The organism is Bacillus sp. GW823-FHT06A10, from assembly GCF_058795375.1.
This window is the reverse complement of the sequence record NZ_JBXAHT010000002.1, coordinates 569,077-588,665: the sequence shown is the minus strand read 5'-3', so window position 1 is coordinate 588,665 and position 19,589 is coordinate 569,077. Positions and strand designations below refer to the sequence as shown.

General features: G+C 36.0%; 17 protein-coding genes and 2 riboswitches. Of the genes, 5 read left to right on the top strand and 12 right to left on the bottom strand.

The window, feature by feature from the left end:
• Nucleotides 1-20: 20 nt before the first annotated feature.
• Genes murG through AC1Q8M_RS17795 form a run of 3 tightly spaced genes read right to left on the bottom strand, consistent with a single transcriptional unit; the run spans nucleotide 21 to nucleotide 6,328 of the window.
• Complete coding sequence (gene murG / locus AC1Q8M_RS17805; protein WP_000724770.1) at nucleotides 21-1,079, bottom strand: undecaprenyldiphospho-muramoylpentapeptide beta-N-acetylglucosaminyltransferase; 1,059 nt, start codon at nucleotides 1,077-1,079, stop codon at nucleotides 21-23.
• A gap of 18 nt (nucleotides 1,080-1,097) precedes the next feature.
• The gene (metH, locus tag AC1Q8M_RS17800) at nucleotides 1,098-4,496 is read right to left on the bottom strand and encodes a methionine synthase (protein ID WP_065229360.1); all 3,399 of its coding nucleotides are present in this window, start codon (nucleotides 4,494-4,496) and stop codon (nucleotides 1,098-1,100) included.
• The gene (locus AC1Q8M_RS17795; protein ID WP_098360862.1) at nucleotides 4,496-6,328 is read right to left on the bottom strand and encodes a bifunctional homocysteine S-methyltransferase/methylenetetrahydrofolate reductase; all 1,833 of its coding nucleotides are present in this window, start codon (nucleotides 6,326-6,328) and stop codon (nucleotides 4,496-4,498) included. The genes metH and AC1Q8M_RS17795 overlap by 1 nt, the downstream gene beginning before the upstream one ends.
• Before the next feature lie 70 nt (nucleotides 6,329-6,398).
• Nucleotides 6,399-6,508, bottom strand: a riboswitch (SAM riboswitch).
• A gap of 203 nt (nucleotides 6,509-6,711) precedes the next feature.
• A riboswitch (SAM riboswitch) is annotated at nucleotides 6,712-6,822 on the top strand.
• Between the two features lie 94 nt (nucleotides 6,823-6,916).
• On the opposite strand from AC1Q8M_RS17795, the gene metI reads away from it, so the two are divergent.
• From metI to AC1Q8M_RS17775, 4 genes are all read left to right on the top strand, one after another.
• Nucleotides 6,917-8,029 (top strand): cystathionine gamma-synthase/O-acetylhomoserine thiolyase, encoded by a 1,113-nt coding sequence (gene metI, locus AC1Q8M_RS17790; protein ID WP_098360861.1) that lies wholly within the window; start codon nucleotides 6,917-6,919, stop codon nucleotides 8,027-8,029.
• Nucleotides 8,026-9,189 (top strand): cystathionine beta-lyase, encoded by a 1,164-nt coding sequence (gene metC / locus AC1Q8M_RS17785; protein WP_000122301.1) that lies wholly within the window; start codon nucleotides 8,026-8,028, stop codon nucleotides 9,187-9,189. The genes metI and metC overlap by 4 nt, the downstream gene beginning before the upstream one ends.
• A 169-nt stretch (nucleotides 9,190-9,358) precedes the next feature.
• Entirely contained in the window at nucleotides 9,359-9,871 is a 513-nt protein-coding gene (locus tag AC1Q8M_RS17780) for a cysteine hydrolase family protein (RefSeq protein WP_071713580.1), read from the top strand.
• Nucleotides 9,872-10,304: 433 nt separating this feature from the next.
• Complete coding sequence (locus tag AC1Q8M_RS17775) at nucleotides 10,305-10,595, top strand: ArsR/SmtB family transcription factor (RefSeq protein WP_000894377.1); 291 nt, start codon at nucleotides 10,305-10,307, stop codon at nucleotides 10,593-10,595.
• A 142-nt stretch (nucleotides 10,596-10,737) separates the two neighbouring features.
• On the opposite strand, the gene AC1Q8M_RS17770 is transcribed toward AC1Q8M_RS17775, so the two are convergent.
• Both AC1Q8M_RS17770 and AC1Q8M_RS17765 read right to left on the bottom strand, forming a co-directional pair.
• Nucleotides 10,738-11,850, bottom strand: coding sequence for a class I SAM-dependent methyltransferase (locus AC1Q8M_RS17770; protein ID WP_000525147.1), 1,113 nt, complete (start codon nucleotides 11,848-11,850; stop codon nucleotides 10,738-10,740).
• A gap of 9 nt (nucleotides 11,851-11,859) precedes the next feature.
• Nucleotides 11,860-12,489: an MBL fold metallo-hydrolase gene (locus tag AC1Q8M_RS17765; protein ID WP_000871225.1), complete on the bottom strand. Its 630-nt coding sequence runs from the start codon at nucleotides 12,487-12,489 to the stop codon at nucleotides 11,860-11,862.
• Nucleotides 12,490-12,659: 170 nt separating this feature from the next.
• Here AC1Q8M_RS17765 and AC1Q8M_RS17760 point away from each other — a divergent pair, with 170 nt between their 5' ends.
• Entirely contained in the window at nucleotides 12,660-12,833 is a 174-nt protein-coding gene (locus tag AC1Q8M_RS17760) for a DUF2759 domain-containing protein (RefSeq protein WP_000524852.1), read from the top strand.
• A gap of 80 nt (nucleotides 12,834-12,913) precedes the next feature.
• Here the strand turns inward: AC1Q8M_RS17760 and glcK are convergent, their stop codons facing one another.
• The 7 genes from glcK to pstB form a co-directional block, all read right to left on the bottom strand.
• Entirely contained in the window at nucleotides 12,914-13,897 is a 984-nt protein-coding gene (gene glcK / locus AC1Q8M_RS17755; RefSeq protein ID WP_000391701.1) for a glucokinase, read from the bottom strand.
• Nucleotides 13,898-13,916: 19 nt separating this feature from the next.
• Entirely contained in the window at nucleotides 13,917-14,117 is a 201-nt protein-coding gene (locus AC1Q8M_RS17750; protein ID WP_000253699.1) for a YqgQ family protein, read from the bottom strand.
• A 102-nt stretch (nucleotides 14,118-14,219) separates the two neighbouring features.
• Nucleotides 14,220-14,798 (bottom strand): 5-formyltetrahydrofolate cyclo-ligase, encoded by a 579-nt coding sequence (locus tag AC1Q8M_RS17745; RefSeq protein ID WP_000656861.1) that lies wholly within the window; start codon nucleotides 14,796-14,798, stop codon nucleotides 14,220-14,222.
• Nucleotides 14,799-14,902: 104 nt separating this feature from the next.
• On the bottom strand, nucleotides 14,903-15,052 hold the full coding sequence (rpmG, locus tag AC1Q8M_RS17740) for a 50S ribosomal protein L33 (protein WP_001265616.1): 150 nt from the start codon (nucleotides 15,050-15,052) through the stop codon (nucleotides 14,903-14,905).
• Nucleotides 15,053-15,121: 69 nt separating this feature from the next.
• Nucleotides 15,122-17,476 carry a sugar phosphate nucleotidyltransferase gene (locus tag AC1Q8M_RS17735; RefSeq protein WP_000679290.1) on the bottom strand — a complete coding sequence of 785 codons (2,355 nt, stop codon included), beginning with the start codon at nucleotides 17,474-17,476 and terminating at the stop codon, nucleotides 15,122-15,124.
• A gap of 340 nt (nucleotides 17,477-17,816) precedes the next feature.
• On the bottom strand, nucleotides 17,817-18,473 hold the full coding sequence (phoU, locus tag AC1Q8M_RS17730; RefSeq protein WP_000251246.1) for a phosphate signaling complex protein PhoU: 657 nt from the start codon (nucleotides 18,471-18,473) through the stop codon (nucleotides 17,817-17,819).
• 289 nt (nucleotides 18,474-18,762) lie between these two features.
• A complete protein-coding gene (gene pstB / locus AC1Q8M_RS17725; RefSeq protein WP_000226681.1) occupies nucleotides 18,763-19,578 on the bottom strand; it encodes a phosphate ABC transporter ATP-binding protein in 816 nt (271 codons plus the stop codon).
• Nucleotides 19,579-19,589 lie beyond the last annotated feature (11 nt).

Genomic DNA, 19,589 nt, shown 5'->3' with positions numbered 1-19,589 from the left:
AAAGAGGCATGATTGTTTCATCATGCCTCTGAAATATTTTGAATGATTGTTTTAATTGCTTCTTTTCCATTATATTTTTTTAGTGCTGTTTTATACTTCTCATTATTTTGATTCAATTCTTCGACATACTTTATAAGAGATTTTACAGTTACATCTTCTTCATATAATACGGAGGCATACCCTTGCCTTTCAAAGGACTCTGCATTTAATATTTGATCTCCACGGCTTGCAAATTTCGATAATGGAATTAAAACCATCGGCTTTTGTAATGTTAAAAATTCAAAAATTGCGTTGGAGCCCGCGCGTGAAATAACAAAATCTGTTACTGCTAATATATCTGGCAGTTCTCCATGTACATATTCAAATTGTCTATATCCTTCTTTATTTTGTAAACTTTCATCAAGGTTACCTTTTCCGCAAAGGTGAACAATTTGATACTTTTTAAGAAGTTCTGGTAATGCTTCTCGAGCAGTATCATTAATTTTTTTCGCGCCCAAGCTACCTCCCATAATGGTAATAACTGGCTTTTTACGTGAAAAACCTAAAAATGCTAAACCTGTTTCTCGATTTCCCTTCAGCACTTCTTCACGTACAGGAGATCCCGTATATATTACTTTTTCTTTCGGTAAATGTTTCGCTGCTTCTTCAAATGTAACAAATATTTTCGAAGCAAAACGAAGCGCAATTTTATTTGCTAGTCCTGGCGTCATATCAGATTCATGTAATAAAACTGGTACTCTATTTAGCCATCCTCCAATTACGACTGGTACAGATACGAAACCGCCTTTTGAAAAAATCACATCTGGTTTTAGTTTTCGAATCCTTACATACGCATCCATAACACCCTTCATTACAAGAAAAGGATCTTTTATATTTTTCAAATCAAAATAACGACGTAGCTTTCCACTCGCAATACTATAGTAGGGAATGCCTTCCTTTTCTATAATCGTTTTCTCAATACCTTGATGAGAACCAATGTAAGAGATATCCCAGTTGTCTTCTTGTAAATATGGGATAATGGCTAAATTAGGTGTTACATGTCCTGCCGAACCGCCACCTGTAAAGACTATTTTCTTCATACGTCTCCCCCTTCTAGACTATAATACACTAAAATATCTTGCCTCAGGGTGAGAAAATACCATAGCCGTTACGGACGCTTCTGGCTCCATCATGAATCCTTCTGTTAATGAAATACCTATTTCCTCTGGATGAATTAAGCGAAATAGCTTTTCTTGATCTGCAAGTTCTGGACACGCCGGATAACCAAATGACACGCGTATTCCTCTATATTTCGTACGGAAACGTTCTTCCATCGTCAGTTCAGGTGAGTCTGGAATGCCCCAGCGGTCACGAATGAGCATATGTGTTTTTTCAGCAAGTCCTTCTGCTAATTCAAGCGCTAACGATTGAATGGCATGACTACGTAAGTAATCACCTTTCTCCTTCCACTCTTCAGCAATGTCCCGAACTCCTTCCCCAACCGTAACAGATAAGAAAGCAACATAGTCCATCTCATCTCCAATTGGGCGCAAATAATCGCCTAAAGTACGATAGGGAGCCTTTCCTTGTCTAGGGAATGTGAAACGCTCTATAACACGCGTATGATTTTCTGGATCATATATTACAATGTTTTGTCCGTCGCTTTGCGCTGGGAAAAATTGATACACTGCTTTCGGCTTTAACCAAGATTGTCCTTCCTGCAATAATTCATCTATTAAATCATTTAATTCATGTGCTCTCTTATCTCCCTCTTTCAAAAGCTTCTTCACATTTCCTTTTAATCCAAGGTGATGCCCAAGTAGCATTTGTCTATTTAAAAATGGAGCGAGATGAAGAGCCGGAATATCACGTAATACAATTCGTTTTGTTGAATCAGGCACCATAACCTCAGCCTTCGGTAATGGCTCAATTACTGTTGGAATTTCTACTTTCTTCTCCTCTTTTTTTACGATATGAAGATGACGTTCTTTTTTATCCTGTTTCATCTTCTCACGCTCTTCTTCTTTTTGAAGCTTATTAATAATATCGAGCCCCGTCATCGCATCACTCGCATAACAAACGAGCCCTTTATATGATGGTGAAATTCGATTATCTGTAAACTTTCTCGTTAACGCTGCACCACCTACAACAATGGGCACATCAATATTTGCTGCTTTTAAATCTTCAGCAGTCGTTACCATTTGTTGCGCTGATTTTACTAATAAACCTGAAAGGCCTATAATGTCCGGCTTCTTTTCTTGTACTTCTTGAACAATTCGATCCGAACGTACATTAATTCCTAAATTAATAATCTCATATCCGTTATTCGCTAAAATAATTTCAACGAGATTTTTCCCAATATCATGCACATCACCTTTTACAGTTGCTAATAATACTTTCCCTTTTTTTGCACTATCGCTAGATTCCATATGTGGCTCTAAATAACTTACAGCAGCTTTCATACTTTCGGCACTTTGCAATACTTCAGCAACAATAAGTTCATTATTATTAAATAGTCGTCCTACCTCATCCATCCCTGTCATAAGCGGACCGTTAATAATATCAAGAGGTTTTCTTCCTTCTTCAAGTGCAAGACTTAAATCCTCGTGTAATCCTTGTTTCGTACCTTCTACAATATAATTTGCTAGTCGTTCATCTAGCGTTAACGTTTCTTGCACAACGACATCTTTCTTTTTAGCGACTCGGTAAAAGTTTGTAAATTCTTCTAACGTCTCTTTCGTCGTTTCAAACAGTAATGCATCTGCAAGGTGTTTTTCTTCCTCTGGAATCGACGCATAGCGTTCTAATTTTTCCGTATTAACAATCGCGTAATCTAATCCAGCCTTCGTAGCATGATATAAAAAGACGGAATTCAATACTTCACGTCCAGCCGGTGGTAAACCAAATGATATGTTACTTACACCTAAAATCGTTAAACACTCTGGTAACGCTTCTTTAATAAGGCGAATGCCCTCTATAGTCGCTGCCGCTGAACCAATATATTCTTCATCACCTGTCCCTACTGGAAACACAAGTGCATCAAAAATAATATCTGACGGGCGTATCCCATATTTCGTCGTTAATAATTCGTAACTTCTTTTTGCAATTTCTAATTTTCTTTCAGCACTTACTGCCATACCATCTTCATCGATTGTACCAACTACAATTGCAGCACCATACTTACGAAGAAGCGGTGTTACCTTTTCAAAACGCTCTTCTCCATCTTCTAAATTAATAGAGTTGATAACAGCTTTTCCTTGAATATAAGTAAGTGCTCTTGCCATAACATTTTCATCCGTTGAATCAATCATAATCGGTACTTTTAACACTTTCGTAACTTCTGTCAAAAATTTCTCCATATCTTCTATTTCATCACGATCAGGATCTGCCATACAAATATCAATAATATGAGCATTTTTCTTCACTTGCGCTCTTGCCACTTCAGCAGCCTCTTCAAATTTCCCTTCTGCTACTAATCGTTTAAATTTACGTGATCCAATAACATTCGTTCTTTCACCTACAAATAACGGTCTCATAGACTCATCATATTGCAGTGCCTCTAATCCACTAATTCCATGTCCTTCTCTCTCATGATGGTCACGAGGCTTAAGAGATGCTAGTGCTTCTTTCATTGCTTTTATATGTTCTGGTGTCGTGCCACAACAACCACCGATAATATTAACCCATCCTTCTTCAGCAAATCGCTTCACCTTTTCAGCGAGAGAAGATGGAGACTCATGGTAATGTCCATCTTCATCAGGAAGACCTGCATTTGGATAACAAGAAATGTAACACTCCGATAAATCAGATAGTGAACGAATATGGTCCCTCATAAACTCCGGACCAGTCGCACAATTTAACCCAACAGATAATGGTTTCATATGTTCTACTGATAAATAAAAAGCTTCAATTGTTTGCCCAGCCAGAGTCGTTCCCATTGGCTCAATCGTTCCTGAAATCATAATAGGAACCGTTTTTTTCAGTTCTTCAAAAGCAGCTTGAATTCCAATATAAGCTGCTTTCACGTTACGCATATCTTGACTCGTCTCAACGAGTAATACATCAACTTCTCCTTTTAATAATCCTCGTGCCTGCCTTGTATAAGCCTCAATCAATTCTTCAAAAGTCACACCACCAGTAACACTAATTGCTTTCGTTGTTGGTCCCATCGCTCCCGCAACATATACTTCCTTACCGCTTTCTTTAACAGCTTGCTTCGCCAAAAGTGCTGCCTTTTCATTTAGTTCTTCATCTAAATGAGACAGCTCATAATCACTTAGTACAATATTCGTTGCCCCAAATGTATTTGTTTCAATAATATCCGCTCCAGCTTCAATATAAGCTTTATGAATCTTTAAAATAACGTCTGGTCTTGTTTCTACTAAATATTCATTACAGCCCTCGTACTCTTCTCCTCCGAAATCTTCAGCAGTTAAATCCTCTTGCTGAATCATTGTTCCCATTGCACCATCTAATATTAAAATGCTATTTTGTAATTTTTCTTCTATACACTTCATCAATTAATACCTTCTTTCACTTCTTGCTTTTCTCTTACATATTTAACAAGATGTTCTGTAATTTCATATTTTAAAAATGGTGTAATAAGATAAATACCATTAAAATATTTCATCGCTGCGTCGATCAATTCTTGCGAAATGCGAATCCCTTCCTCAATTGCCGCCTCTTTCGTTTCGTGTCCATCCATTCTCTCTCTTATTTCTTCTGGAAGAGTAATACCCGGTACCTCAAAATGAAGAAAATCTGCATTCCGCTTACTTACTAACGGCATAATTCCAATAAAAATAGATTGTTCCAAATGCTTTGTCGCTTCATACACTTCTTCAATTAACGCGATATCGTAAATTGGCTGAGTTAAAAAATATTCCGCTCCAGCATCTATTTTTCGTTCCATTCGCTTAACCGCTGCTTTTAAGTGCCTCACGTGAGGATTAAATGCGCCGCCTACAGAAAACCTTGTCGCCGGTCCAATTGATTTCCCTAAAATTGAACGTCCATCGTTCATTTCTTTAATCATTTTAATGAGCTCAATAGAGGACAAATCGTATACAGAAGTTGCACCAGGAAAATCACCAACGCGCGCTGGATCACCAGTTAAAGCTAACACTTCTTCCATCCCTAACGCCGATAAACCTAACAAATGAGATTGTAGTCCAATGACGTTATGATCCCTACACGTTAAATGTGTCAATACCGGGATATCATGCTTCGTTAATAACGCACCCATTGCCATATTAGAAATACGAGGCGATGCTAATGAATTATCTGCTAGAGTAATAGCATCTGCTCCCGCTCTTTTTAAAGCTCTTGCTCCTTCAAAAAACCGCTGTGTATCTAACGTTTTCGGTGGATCTAATTCCACTACAACTGTCGTTTGTTTTTTCGCTTTCTCTGCTAGAGTGACGTGAGCCTTCGAACGTTTCTCATGCGTATGAACAACTTTCGGCCTTTGAATGGTGTCTTTTTCTATTACAGGTGTAACATTCGCAACAGCGTGCTTCATACTTTGAATATGTTCTGGAGTCGTACCACAACAACCACCTAATAACCGAATACCTTGCTCAATAAATCTCGGCGTCATCGCCTCAAAATAAGCTGGGCTTCCCTCATATACGTAACGTCCCTCCACATAATTCGGGAGACCTGCATTTGGGTATGCTGATAAATAGCCATTTTGCGGAATCGATATCATTTTGAAAGCCTCCGTCATATGAAGCGGCCCTAGTTGACAATTTAATCCAACAACATTTGCACCGTAATCTATAATTTGCTTTAATATTTCATTAACATCATTTCCATTTTGAGTCGTACCTGCTTCATGTAACGCTAATTGAGCAACAATTGGAATGTTCGTTTGCTTACGCAATACTTTAACAGCATGAAGTAATTCAAATTCATCGTAAAAAGTTTCTAATAGTAATCCATCAACCTGTTCTTCTAGTAAAGCCCCTGCCTGTTCAAGTAGCATAAACTCCCTTTCCATATCAGTCGTTGTAACGGCTCCGATATGTTTCATACCACCAATTGTTCCTAAAATTGCATTTTTATCTGTAACAGATGCTTTCGCCAGTTTTACTGCCGCTCTATTAATTTCTGTAACTTGATTTTCTAAGCCGTACATACGTAATTTCGCCTCATTTGCTCCATACGTATTCGTTTGAATTACATCTGCTCCAGCAGCTACATATTGTTTATGAATCGATATAATTAAGTCTGGATCCGATACATTCAATTCTTCAAAGCTACTTTGCAAGCCATGTGAATGCAATAACGTCCCAACCGCACCATCACCTATTACAATTCCTTTTGATAATAAATCTAGTAATTTCACGAATCTCCCTCATTTCTATCAATATAAAAACCCCCTCTTCACTTTGAAGAGGGGGACATAATCGTTCCTCCTCTTATTATGCAAAACATTCGTTTTGCAGGTATTAGCACCGTTTCAAACATTTCGTTTGAAGGTTGCCGGGTTTCACAGGGCCTTTCCCTCCACCGCTCTCAATAAGAGTTGTCTTTATTATTTTATTTATGTAGCTAAAAGGAAATGCGTTCCCCTTTTAACAATGTTTGTTAATTTTTTAATAAATTTAGCATGCACAAAAGTAAAAGTCAATGACACTTGCGGAAAAATAAAAATTTTTCAAAATAAAGTTGCAATTCAATTATCTTTTGTTGTAAAGTTAAAAACATAATAAAAATTTCATACGAACATTCTTATCTAGAGAGGTAGAGGGACTGGCCCTGTGACGCCTCAGCAACCATTAACATTTTGTTAATAAGGTGCTAATTCCAGCAAATTGTGAAAGATTTGACAGATGAGAAGAAGACTCTATTCAAACCGAAAGCCTTCTTCTTAGAAGGCTTTTTTTATTTTATATTCACTTAATGTTTCAATTTAAAAAGGAGGAATTTTCACATGTCAACAATCGAAACAAAACTAGCACAAATCGGCAATCGCAGTGAAACTACAACTGGAACGGTTAATCCACCAGTTTATTTCTCAACCGCTTATCGTCATGAAGGAATTGGTAAATCTACTGGCTTTGACTATTCACGAACTGGCAATCCAACTCGAGGTCTTTTAGAACAGGCAATCGCAGACTTAGAATATGGCGAACAAGGTTATGCCTGTAGTTCAGGGATGGCGGCTGTTCTCCTCGTCCTTTCTCTATTCCGCTCTGGAGACGAACTTATTGTATCTGAAGATTTATACGGTGGAACGTATCGATTATTTTCTGAACATGAAAAAAAGTGGAATGTTCGATGTAGATACGTAAATACACAGTCTATTAAACAAATTGAGCAAGCTATCACAACTGAAACGAAGGCTATTTTCATAGAAACTCCAACTAATCCATTAATGCAAGTTACTGATATTGCTGCTGTCGCAACTGTAGCGAAAAGGCACGGACTACTTCTTATTGTAGACAACACATTCTACACACCTTATATACAGCAACCATTAACAGAAGGTGCTGACATTGTACTTCACAGCGCAACGAAATATTTAGGGGGACATAACGATGTACTAAGCGGACTTGTCATTGCAAAAGGAAAGGAACTTTGTGAAGACATCGCTCATTATCATAATGCATCAGGTGCAGTTTTAAGCCCATTTGACTCATGGTTATTAATTCGCGGTATGAAAACGTTAGCGCTTCGCATGAGACAGCATGAAGAAAATGCGAAAGCAGTTGTTGCATATTTAAATGATGAAGACGGGGTGACAGATGTATTTTATCCTGGAAGAGGCGGCATGATTTCATTTCGCCTTAAAGATGAAGCTTGGATTAATCCATTCTTACAATCTTTATCCTTAATTACATTTGCCGAAAGTCTTGGTGGTGTAGAAAGTTTAATGACTTATCCAGCAACGCAAACACATGCTGATATTCCTGAAGAAATTAGAACAGCAAACGGTGTATGTAATCGTCTTCTTCGATTCTCCGTTGGCATTGAAAATAGTAACGATTTAATTCAAGACTTAAAGCAAGCCATTAAACTTGTAAAAGAAGGTGTAAGAATATGAGTTATTCTATAGATACACTCTTACTACACAACCAATATAAACATGACTCGCAAACAGGAGCTGTGAACGTTCCTATCTATAACACATCAACTTTTCACCAGTTTGATGTAGATACGTTCGGAAAATATGACTATAGCAGGTCAGGAAATCCAACTCGTGAAGCTCTTGAAGATATCATTGCTTTATTAGAAGGTGGAACAAAGGGATTCGCCTTTGCATCAGGCATTGCAGCGATTTCCACTGCATTCCTCCTTCTTTCACAAGGTGATCACGTACTCATTTCAGAAGATGTATACGGAGGCACTTACCGAGTGATAACTGAGGTACTCTCCCGTTACGGTGTTTCACATACATTTGTTGATATGACCAATTTAGAAGAAATAAAACAAAACATGAAACCAAATACAAAGCTCTTTTATGTAGAAACACCTTCTAACCCACTTTTAAAAGTGACAGATATTCGCGAGGTTTCTAAACTCGCAAAATCTATTGGCGCTCTTACTTTTGTTGATAATACATTTTTGACACCACTATTCCAAAAACCACTTGAACTTGGAGCTGATGTCGTTCTTCATAGTGCTACAAAATTTATTGCTGGTCATAGTGATGTTACTGCCGGATTAGCAGTAGTAAAAGATGCCGAACTCGCTCAAAAGCTTGGATTTTTACAAAATGCATTCGGTGCTATTTTAGGACCTCAAGATTGTTCTCTCGTACTTCGCGGTCTAAAAACATTGCACGTACGCCTCGAGCATTCAGCTAAAAATGCCAATAAAATCGCACATTATTTACAAGAGCACGCTAAAGTACAAAATGTCTATTATCCGGGATTACAAACACATCTCGGATTTGATATTCAACAATCTCAAGCAACATCAGCTGGAGCGGTCTTATCGTTTACTTTGCAGTCAGAAGATGCACTCCGCCAATTTTTATCAAAAGTAAAATTACCTGTTTTTGCAGTTAGTTTAGGAGCTGTAGAGTCAATTCTTTCTTATCCAGCAAAAATGTCACATGCAGCACTGTCGCAAGAAGCTCGTGATGAAAGAGGAATCTCTAATTCATTACTTCGGTTATCAGTCGGTCTTGAAAATGTTAACGATTTAATATCCGATTTTGAAAATGCCCTTTCTTATGTAGAAGAACCTGTAAATGCATAGAGAAAAAGAAGATATGAGATTAGGTTTTCATATCTTCTTTTTCTGCGTTTTAGTTATATTCATTTGAATTTCTTCTTTTCTTATAGTCCATAAAAAAATAAAAGTATATCATCTATTTCTAAATAAGGGATTAATTGATATATTAAGAAATAAAAAAGGGGTAAAAATAATGGATACTTGTGCAGATATTTTAATCGTTATCGATTTACAAAATGGCGTATGTTATGGCGGAGAGCATTTATTTGATTTACAGAACTTACTAACAAAAGTAAATAAAAGAATTTCTTCATACAGAAAATCAAATAAACCAATCCTTTTTGTTCAACATTGTGATGATGATTTAGTACCCGAGAAAGAACTTTGGGCTATTCATACCGATCTTGATGTTCAAGAACAAGATTTTTTTGTAAGAAAAACACATGCAAATTCATTTTATAAAACAAACTTAAAAGAAATTTTAGATCAATTATCTGTAAATCGCATTGAATTTTGCGGTGCCCAAACAGAGTACTGTATGGATGCTACGATTAAGTTTGCCCACGGACTGGGATACGAAAACTTTATGGTACAGAAAACAACCTCTACGTTGAATAATCCTTTTATGTCCGCAAAAGAGACAATTGATTTTTACGAGAACATATGGAATCACAGATTTTTAACGTTGCTAAAAGATGAATTTTAGAATAAATGACTAATGACTTGATTATCCTAAGATTTATCAGCCGTAATCAAATATTTCATTATCACCATAAAGAAGCGAATTACATTCAGCTTCTTTTCTTTTAACCTGTTTTATATTCTATATATATCATTATAATTCCTTTGTCATATTATTTTAAAAATTTCGTATATTCATTTGAAAGAATAAGAAAATCATGATAAAATTGTGTTACAAATATATCTATATCTTTCAATTTTTAAAACGCATCGAAATTTTCACCCAAAAATGTCATTTTACAAAAACGTGCTAATTTACCTATTTTATTTACATCATGGTCTCTTTTCTTACAATTTCTTTACTTTAGGACTTTTTTTCTGCAACAACTATTTTCTTTTCTTTAAATTTTTGGTATGTATAGTATGGTATAATAGCTCACACGGAGGTGGAAAAGAACATGTTAGAAACCTTTCAAAAAGAATTAGAACTATATGAAAGTAATGCAGAATTATTAAAAGTGCTGGCTCATCCTGTTCGTTTATGTATCGTAAAAGGATTAATTGAGCGCGGTCCAAGCAACGTTTCTACAATGTACACTGGCTTAAACATGCCACAATCTACAATTTCACAGCATTTAGCAAAATTAAAAAGCGCTAAAATCGTTTCTAGTGAAAGAAAAGGATTAGAAATTTATTACAAAGTAGAGAACGAAACAATAATTCAACTCGTTCGCGTATTATTAGGTTAGGGACTAATAATCGAAGAAAAAGAACGTATTCTATATTTTTTATCTCATATCTTTAATATAAATATATATCATGAGAGGAAATATATAATACTACATAAGTCGTATTAAAAAACAAGACACAGTATATACTGTGTCTTGTTTTTTATATTGTTACATACCGCTCCAAATGTAAATGTTGCATATCTTTTGTATGTATAACAACATCAAACGCACTCCCTACTCCTCCATTCAAAATCATAGAACGAACTGCTCGATTTTGTTTTTGCGTTTCAGAAAAAGGATTCATATCTTGATGGCTCGTAAGCTGTTCTAATATCCCTGCAGCTAACAAGAACTCAGATTGTTTCTTATGCCATACCGCACTCATTCCTTGCATACTAAACATCTCCTTTAGCTCGTCCCAATGAATATGAGTAGTAAGATCCATTTCACCTGGATGCGCTAGTGGGTTACGTATTAGCTTATGCTGATAATAACCTCGCAAACTTCCTTCACGATGTGCTGGATGCATCCATTCTTCTTTTGTGTATCCGTAATCAACTGTAATACATATACCTTTTTGAAACCATTTCGCGATTTCTTTTATATACTCCTCCATCACAATTGGTACTTCAAAACGTTGCCCTTCAGCAATATGAATATTATATTTCAATAAATATCGACCAATTCTTTTATCTAACGGCCTACATACTTCTGAAAGGTTTCCTTCCTCTGTATATGTAATACGTACTTCATACAACATACCATTTCTTTTCTCAATTATTTCAACAGGAAATGCATCAAACAACTCATTCGAAAAGAGAATTCCCTCGAAAGAATCTCCTATTTCACTATAGGAGGTATAGTACGATACATTAGAAAATGAGCCAAGTTGCTCCTGCTGTAATTTCCTATGAAAAGGGCTCACTTCAATCATTGAATAGTTTAAATCAATAAAGGTTTTTGGAGATAATTGCTTCCATTCTTGTAAAACATCATAGGCAAACTTTCCAGTTCCCCCACCAACCTCACAAATATTCGAAGCAACTTCACCATTTTCAACAAGACGAATAAAAAGTTTAGCAAAAGTTTTTGCAAAAACAGAGGATACATTGCTACTTGTAAAAAAATCCCCTTGTCTTCCAATCTTTTCACGTTCTTTCATATAATATCCATGACCTTCTGTATACAATACAAGGTTCATATACGTACTATATGAAATTGAATAATCCTTTTCTTTCCCCATCCATTCTCTTAAAATGAGCTCCATTCCCATAATGACTCCTTATTGTAAAAACGGATTATTTTCTTTTTCAAAACCAATGCTTGTTTCTGGACCATGTCCACATAACACCGCTGTCTCATCTGGTAATACAAATAATTTCTCTTCAATACTTCCAATTAATTCAGCAAAACTTCCACCAGGCAAATCTGTTCTTCCAATGCTCATTTGGAACAATACATCTCCTGAGAATACAGCATTTGCCTCTTTACTATAATAAGAAATACTTCCTGGAGAATGTCCTGGCGTCTCAAAAATTTCAAAATTAAATGATCCAATTGTTAATGTACCTTCTGCATCAATAATATGATCCGCTGGTTTTGCTGTAATACTGCGGTTCATCATAAAAATTTGAGAGCCGTTTACAGTTGCATCTCCTAACCAATCTGCTTCTTCTTTATGTACGTATACAGGAATATGAAAAGCGTCTCTTACCGCATCAACAGCACCGATATGATCAAAGTGAGCATGCGTTAATAAAACAGCCAATGGTTTTAATTGTTCTTCTTGTAAATATGTAACGAGCTTTTCACCTTCGTGCCCAGGGTCAAAGATAATGCACTCTTTTTGATCGTTCATTAAAATATAAGCATTTGTTTGTAATGGGCCTAACGGCATTTGTATCCATTTCATATGAAAATCTCCTCCAGTTATTAAACTTACTTTTAATGATACAACATTTCTTTCTCTTAGGAAAAGAAAGGATGCTATCTCGACAATCATTTTTAAAACATGTACAATATAAAAGAGTAAATATTCCAAAAACTCATAATAAGAAATGGGTAGACAGAGGAGGATATTGCATGGGCCTTGTTATTATTTTTACACTTGTCACTCTGTTAGCTGTATTTGCTACGCTTAGAACACTTCGTGAAAAAAACTTTTTCGCGAGCGGCTTTGCAATTGCAACTGTACTCGTTTTCGGATGGTTTACGATCATGACTGTTCTTTATAACGGGTATCCACCAGCAGCTTAATTCGTTTACACTTTATTCTTCATCGAGATTTCACACAAAAAGAGGAAGGGTTCCCCCTTCCTCTTTTCATATTTCAAAACTTATATCATCTTCGCTTCGTATTTGTGCTTTTTTACAAGCCAAGCTCCTCCGATAACACCTGCATCATTACCAAGTGTTGCAATAGCTAACTTCGTGCTCTTTACAGCACGTGAGAAAGCGTATTGCTCGAAATAGCGTTGAATTGGTTCTAATAGCGCATCTCCAGCTTTAGACACGCCTCCACCAATAACAATTTTCTCTGGGTTCAACGTACTAGATAGGTTCGCTACAGCTAACCCTAAATAAGAAGCTACTTTTTCTACTACTTCGCCTGCTAATTCATCACCTTGTCCAAGTGCTTCAAAGACATCTTTTGATGTAATACGTCCTTCTTCAGCTAACATAGAACGCAACATGCTTTCTTTATTAGTCTCTTGTATTTTTTGCATAGCAACACGTACAATACCTGTCGCAGATGCTACTGTTTCTAAGCAACCAGACTTCCCGCAATTACATGGGAAAGCATTTTCTGTAACTACTGTAATATGTCCAATCTCACCAGCAGCACCACTCACGCCGTGTACAATCTCACCATTGGCGATTACACCACCACCAACGCCCGTACCAAGTGTCATGCAGATTAAATCTTTTGCACCTTCACCAGCACCTTTCCACATTTCACCAAGCGCTGCTAAGTTTGCATCATTATCAATAACAACAGGTAATCCTGTTTCTACTTCTAATAAATCTTTTAGCGGATAGTTTTTCCACCCTAAATTAACCGCTTCATAAATCATTCCAGATGCCACATGTACAGGGCCAGGAGCTCCCATACCAATACCAATTAACTTGCTCTTCAATTCGCCTAATTCTTCTAGCTTTTTATCAATTGCTTTCGCAACATCAAGTGTAATATGTTTTCCTTGCTCACCTGTATTTGTAGGGATTTCCCACTTATGTAAAATTTCGCCGTACACATTAATAAATGCTAATTTAATCGTTGTACCACCAAGGTCAACACCAACTAACCATTTCTCTTCCATGTTGCTTACCTACCTTTATCTAATTCTTATTTAGCTCTTTTTGAATTTCTTGCTTCAATAAAAATAAAGCTGTTTGATAGTCTTGTGGATCGATTAGCTGTGATTGATTTAATTCACGCAATTCATCTTGCATTAATTGTAAATCTGCAATTCGATCTCCCGTATAAATAATCGTACCAAATTTCTTTAGCAATTGCTGAATATCATAAATAGATACCATTTCATCACCCTCTATGCTCACTTACTATAAAAATTATAATAAGAAAACGTTCACATATTTTATTATAATCAAGAAGAAAAAGTCTCGTCAATTTTTATTTGTCTATACAAGCTCATTTATAAGCATTGTTCCTTTTTCTGTAATAATTTTTTCTATATTTTTATCAAATGGCTCTACCGGAATGTGTTTTACCATTTGAAAATCATATGCTAATGATAGCGTTTTCCCTTTATAATGCACGAGATAACGATCATAATAGCCCCCGCCGTATCCAATCCGTTCTCCTCGCTCTGTATAAGCTACGCCTGGCACAATTTGAAGATCAATGTCATCCGCACTCACTTCTTCCGTAAGTCCCGGAATCGGTTCACGTAAATTCATATACACCGTTTCTAATTGATCAAAATCACTAATTTTCCGGAAGGACATCGTTCTTGTTCCTTTATTACACTTAGGAACTACAACTTTCTTTCCTTCTTCCCAAGCTTTTTCGATAATAGGATATGTATTCACTTCATTTTCCATTGAGAGAGTAATTCCAATTGTTTTAGCTTCAACCCACTCTTTTTGCGCATACAACGAAAATGCAATCTGTTCTGATAAAGTTGTATATTGTTCTTCTGATAAAGAATTCATGTGTTCTATTATTTGTTTACGCAAACGCACTTTCTCTTCTTTCACACATTCTCCTCCTTACAGTGACACTTTACTCTATGATGATAGTGTATCACTTTTAACATAGGAATCGAATAAAAAAAGAAACAGTAGGAAAATATTCCTACTGCTTACTTTGTTTCACGGTGTAACGTAGACTTCTTGTCACGCTTGCAATACTTTTTAAGCTCGATACGCTCAGCGTTGTTACGTTTATTTTTCTTTGAGATATAGTTACGATCTCCGCATTCTGTACATGCTAGAGTAATATTCACACGCATTCTTATTTCCCTCCAGTACTAATAACTTAAATCAGACTATACTATAATACCACTTTTAAAATAAAAATTCTACACCTTTTGATATTGTCTAATTTTTTCTATAAGATTTTTCATGTTTTCCCTTGCTATTACTGGGTTTCTAGCATGTGAATACACTAAAAATTTTGGTTGTTTTGTGTCAGAAACGATATAAGACCACTCTTTTTCAGTATATTTGAACTGTACTCCTTCAAATATACCTTCTCCCTTCCTTTCAATATCATCCAATAATTTCCTCATAATTTTCCCTTTTTCATTCCATGAACATACCACTTCATCATAAAGTAAATAGAGCGGAGGTGATTGCTCTACTATGCTGAGAAACGTTTTTCCTTGCAATGCTATTAGCTCAAATAATTTTCCAATTCGATATAAAATATCTCGCTTCCACCTTACTTGAAACGACTTCCTTTCATCCTGCGTATAAAACAGAAGATAACATTCTCCTAATTTCAAAGACATTGGGTAAATATTTCCTGTAGATTCGAGTAAGAAATCTGGAATAGCTACCTCTTCCAAATCTGTACCCTGGTAAATATTACTATGTTTATCGTATAACTCGAAATGATTTCCTTGCTCAGAAAACATAAGAGCCATATTCGCTTTACTTGATTTCATCAAAGCTTTCACATGATCTTTTTGTTCGCTTGCATAAATCCATGTAACTGTACAACCAAGTCTTTGTAGAAAGAGCATAAGTAAATGTTGCAACGTATCATTTCTCTTATTAATAAGAAGATGAAACTTCTGCATCTGTATTTTCTCGATATCAATATGCCCCAATATAACTTCTATATACTCATTCATAGAAACATGAACCAGCTTATTTCGCCCCATCTCTTTCTCATGCACGTAATAAAATAATTCGGACATATATACTTGTTCTATCTCTTTTTGCTGCTTATACGTTAACGGCATGCCAGCTTGACCATACAACTTTATAACAATCTCATTCTCATTCTCCACTTGAATGAAAACCCCACCTGCACATTGCAAATGATGAACACTATATTGAAAAAGTGACTCGTTCATTTCTTTGCATTCCATCGTATGAATCCCTATACCATGAATAGCATGTAAAAATAAATTTTTATAAGAGGTTGTTTCTATATTTTCTTGACTTCCAATTAATATACTTTCTCCTTTTGTAAAAAGAGAGCCATACGCCATCGCAATCTTCACTATAAACTGGGGAGTAATTTCAACATTCCCTCTTCCTACAATGCGGCTTTTTTGTAACCACCCTGCACTCATTTCACTCTCTTGAATACCAGCCGCTCCTACTATCGAATGACTATCAATCGCCTTATAAGGCCATAGTTTTCCTTTTTGCTTAATTATCGTACTTCTCCCGATATGACAGTGATCCGCTACAATGCTTTTTTGAAACAGTGTAACGTCATCTTCAACTATTGTACGCTCTCCTATTGTCGTTTCTAATAGTTCACAATACTTTCCAATATGGGCATTTGCAAAAACAATACTTTTTTGAAGATGAGAATAATTTGAAACGATACTATTTTTTCCAATAATAGAATATGGCTCAATTACAGCTCCTGTACCAATCTTTGCTCCTTCTCCAATGAAAGAGGGGCCATGAATTTTTGTCCCTTTCCCAATCGTCACCCCTTCTCCCATCCATACCATCGGTAATACTTCCGTATAAGGAATAGGTACTTGTAACTTTTTCGTTAACAAATCAAATTGTGCTTGTCGATATTGATTAAATGTGCCGATATCTAACCAATAACCTTCTGACAAATATGCGAATAACACATTTTTGTTTGCCAATAACGGAAACACATCATGACTGAAATCAAAAAATTGTCTAGGCGGTATGTAAGAAAAGATTTCTGGCTCCATAATATATATGCCTGTATTCACAACATTAGATACTACCTCATTCCAGCCCGGCTTTTCTATATATCGTGTAACCTCCTGGTCTTTATTCATTACAACCAATCCAAATGAGAGTGGATTTTCTACTTCTTTCACAAACATTGTTACCATTCTTTTCTTTTGTTCATGAAACCTAATTCCTTCTGATAATTGAAAGTCAGTTAATGCATCCCCGCTTATTACAACAAATGTTTCATCTAAAAATTGTTCTGCTTGTTTAATACTTCCTGCTGTACCAAGCGGAGGAGAGTCTTCAAAATAATACAAGTTAACTCCCCATTTACTACCATCACCAAAATATCGCTTAATCGTCTTACTCATATATTGAACAGTAATTGCAATTTCACGAATACCATGCTGGCGTAATAACTCAATATTGTATTCTAAAACTGGTTTTTCTAATAATGGTAACATCGGCTTTGGAGTATTACATGTTAATGGTCTAAGGCGTCTTCCTTTTCCTCCAGCTAAAATAACCCCCTTCATATACTTCAGCCTCCACTTATATAATGTTCAGTAGCTCCATATACCATATGTATATTCTCTATCCCACATGAACTAGCAGCATAAACTTGATTAGTTAAACGAATCCTCATTTAAAAGACCCTATAATTAAATTTTCCACCTATAAAAACGTACGTTTAAAACGACAAGAAAGCGCTTACTATTAATTGATAAATAATACTTATTAACAAACAACATATATACTAATTTTCCCATTACATTATGATACATCTTATCATCATAAACTAAAGGAAACAACGAGCTTTTTTTGTCATGTTTTGACTAAAAAAAGCAGGTGATTTCTCATCACCTACTTTCATTCCTACTCATTCAATAAATAATGCTTTCCTTTTACTAAATAAAATACATTTTCAGCGATATTTGTAATATGGTCTGCTACACGCTCAATATATCTCGCCACAAATGATAATTGTGTAATTTGCGTAATTGCTTCTGGTTGTTCCGGAACTGAAGATATAAACTCACGAATTGCTTTTCCATATATTTCATCAACGGAATCATCCATTTCAGCAATTTGTTTCGCGAAAGTTAAATTTTCTTGTTCATATGCTTCTAACGCTAAATGCAACATCTTATTTGCAACCGCAAACATTTCATCCAGGTTGTGCAAACTAACAGCCACTTCTTTTTCCCCAAGACGAATTGTAGCCTTTGCAATATTAACAGCATGATCTGCAATACGCTCTAAATCTGTCGCTGTTTTAATTGAAATAAAGATCCTTCTTAAGTCACTTGCTACAGGTTGCTGCTTCGTAATGAGCATAAGCGCAAGATCGTTTATTTCCTCTTCTAAATTATCCATACGGTAATCACCATCAATGACCTCTAACGCTTTCTCTACATCCCTTGTATGCAGACCTTCCATAGCAATCAATAAAGCCGCATTTGCTAATTCGCCAAGCTCAATCACCTTTTGCTGTAACACTTTTAAATCACCTTGAAACTGTTCTCTTACCATTTTTTCTTCCCCCTCAATATTATGTGCCATTATATACAAAGTGAAACTTTAATCACCCCTCATCAATCGGACTTTTACAGACCGCCCGCCCACCTAACTTCTTTGCTTTTGCTGAATTTTGAGGTGGGGTCTTACTGCCCGCAAATAGCGGGATAAACCTCCTACATAACCTCTTACGCTTGTAATAAACTTTAAGATAAAGAGAAGGTATTACTTCCCTATTAAAGTGAGATAAAAATAAGAAATGCCCTCTGTTAAGAGGGCATTTTCTCTTAGCTTTGCAACGATATCAACCAAAGCGACCTGTAATATAATCTTCTGTACGCTTATCTGAAGGCGTCGTAAATAATTTGTTTGTATCTGTATACTCCACAACTTCCCCGCTTAAGAAGAAAGCGGTTTTGTCTGAAATACGCGCTGCTTGTTGCATATTATGCGTTACGATAACAATACTAAAGTCTTTCTTTAACTCTTGAATTAATTCTTCTACTTTTAATGTTGAAATTGGATCTAGTGCCGATGTTGGCTCATCCATTAAAATAACGTCTGGCTCAATAGCTAAGCAACGTGCGATGCATAGACGCTGTTGCTGTCCACCAGATAAACCGTATGCATTATCGTGCAAACGATCTTTTAACTCATCCCAAATCGCTGCTCCGCGTAAACTTTTCTCAACAATTTCATCTAATGTCTTTTTATCACGAATACCATGGATTTTTGGACCGTATGCTACATTCTCATAAATAGATTTTGGAAATGGATTTGGCTTTTGGAACACCATTCCTACGTGCGTTCTTAATTCTTCAACTGGATATGATTTATCAAATATATTGCGTTCTCTATATTCAATTACACCTGTAGTTCGAACGATCGGTACTAACTCTACCATGCGATTTAACGTTTTTAAGTACGTTGATTTACCACAGCCACTTGGACCGATAATTGCTGTAACTTCATTCTCATGAATACTTAAATTAATATCTTTTAAAGCATGGTCTTCCCCATACCATAAATTTAAGTTTTTCGTATCAAATACTACTTTCTTTGGCGCAGTCTCGATTTTCTCTTCGTTTTTCACCTGTACATTTACTACTGTTGCTACCATTTGAATTCCCC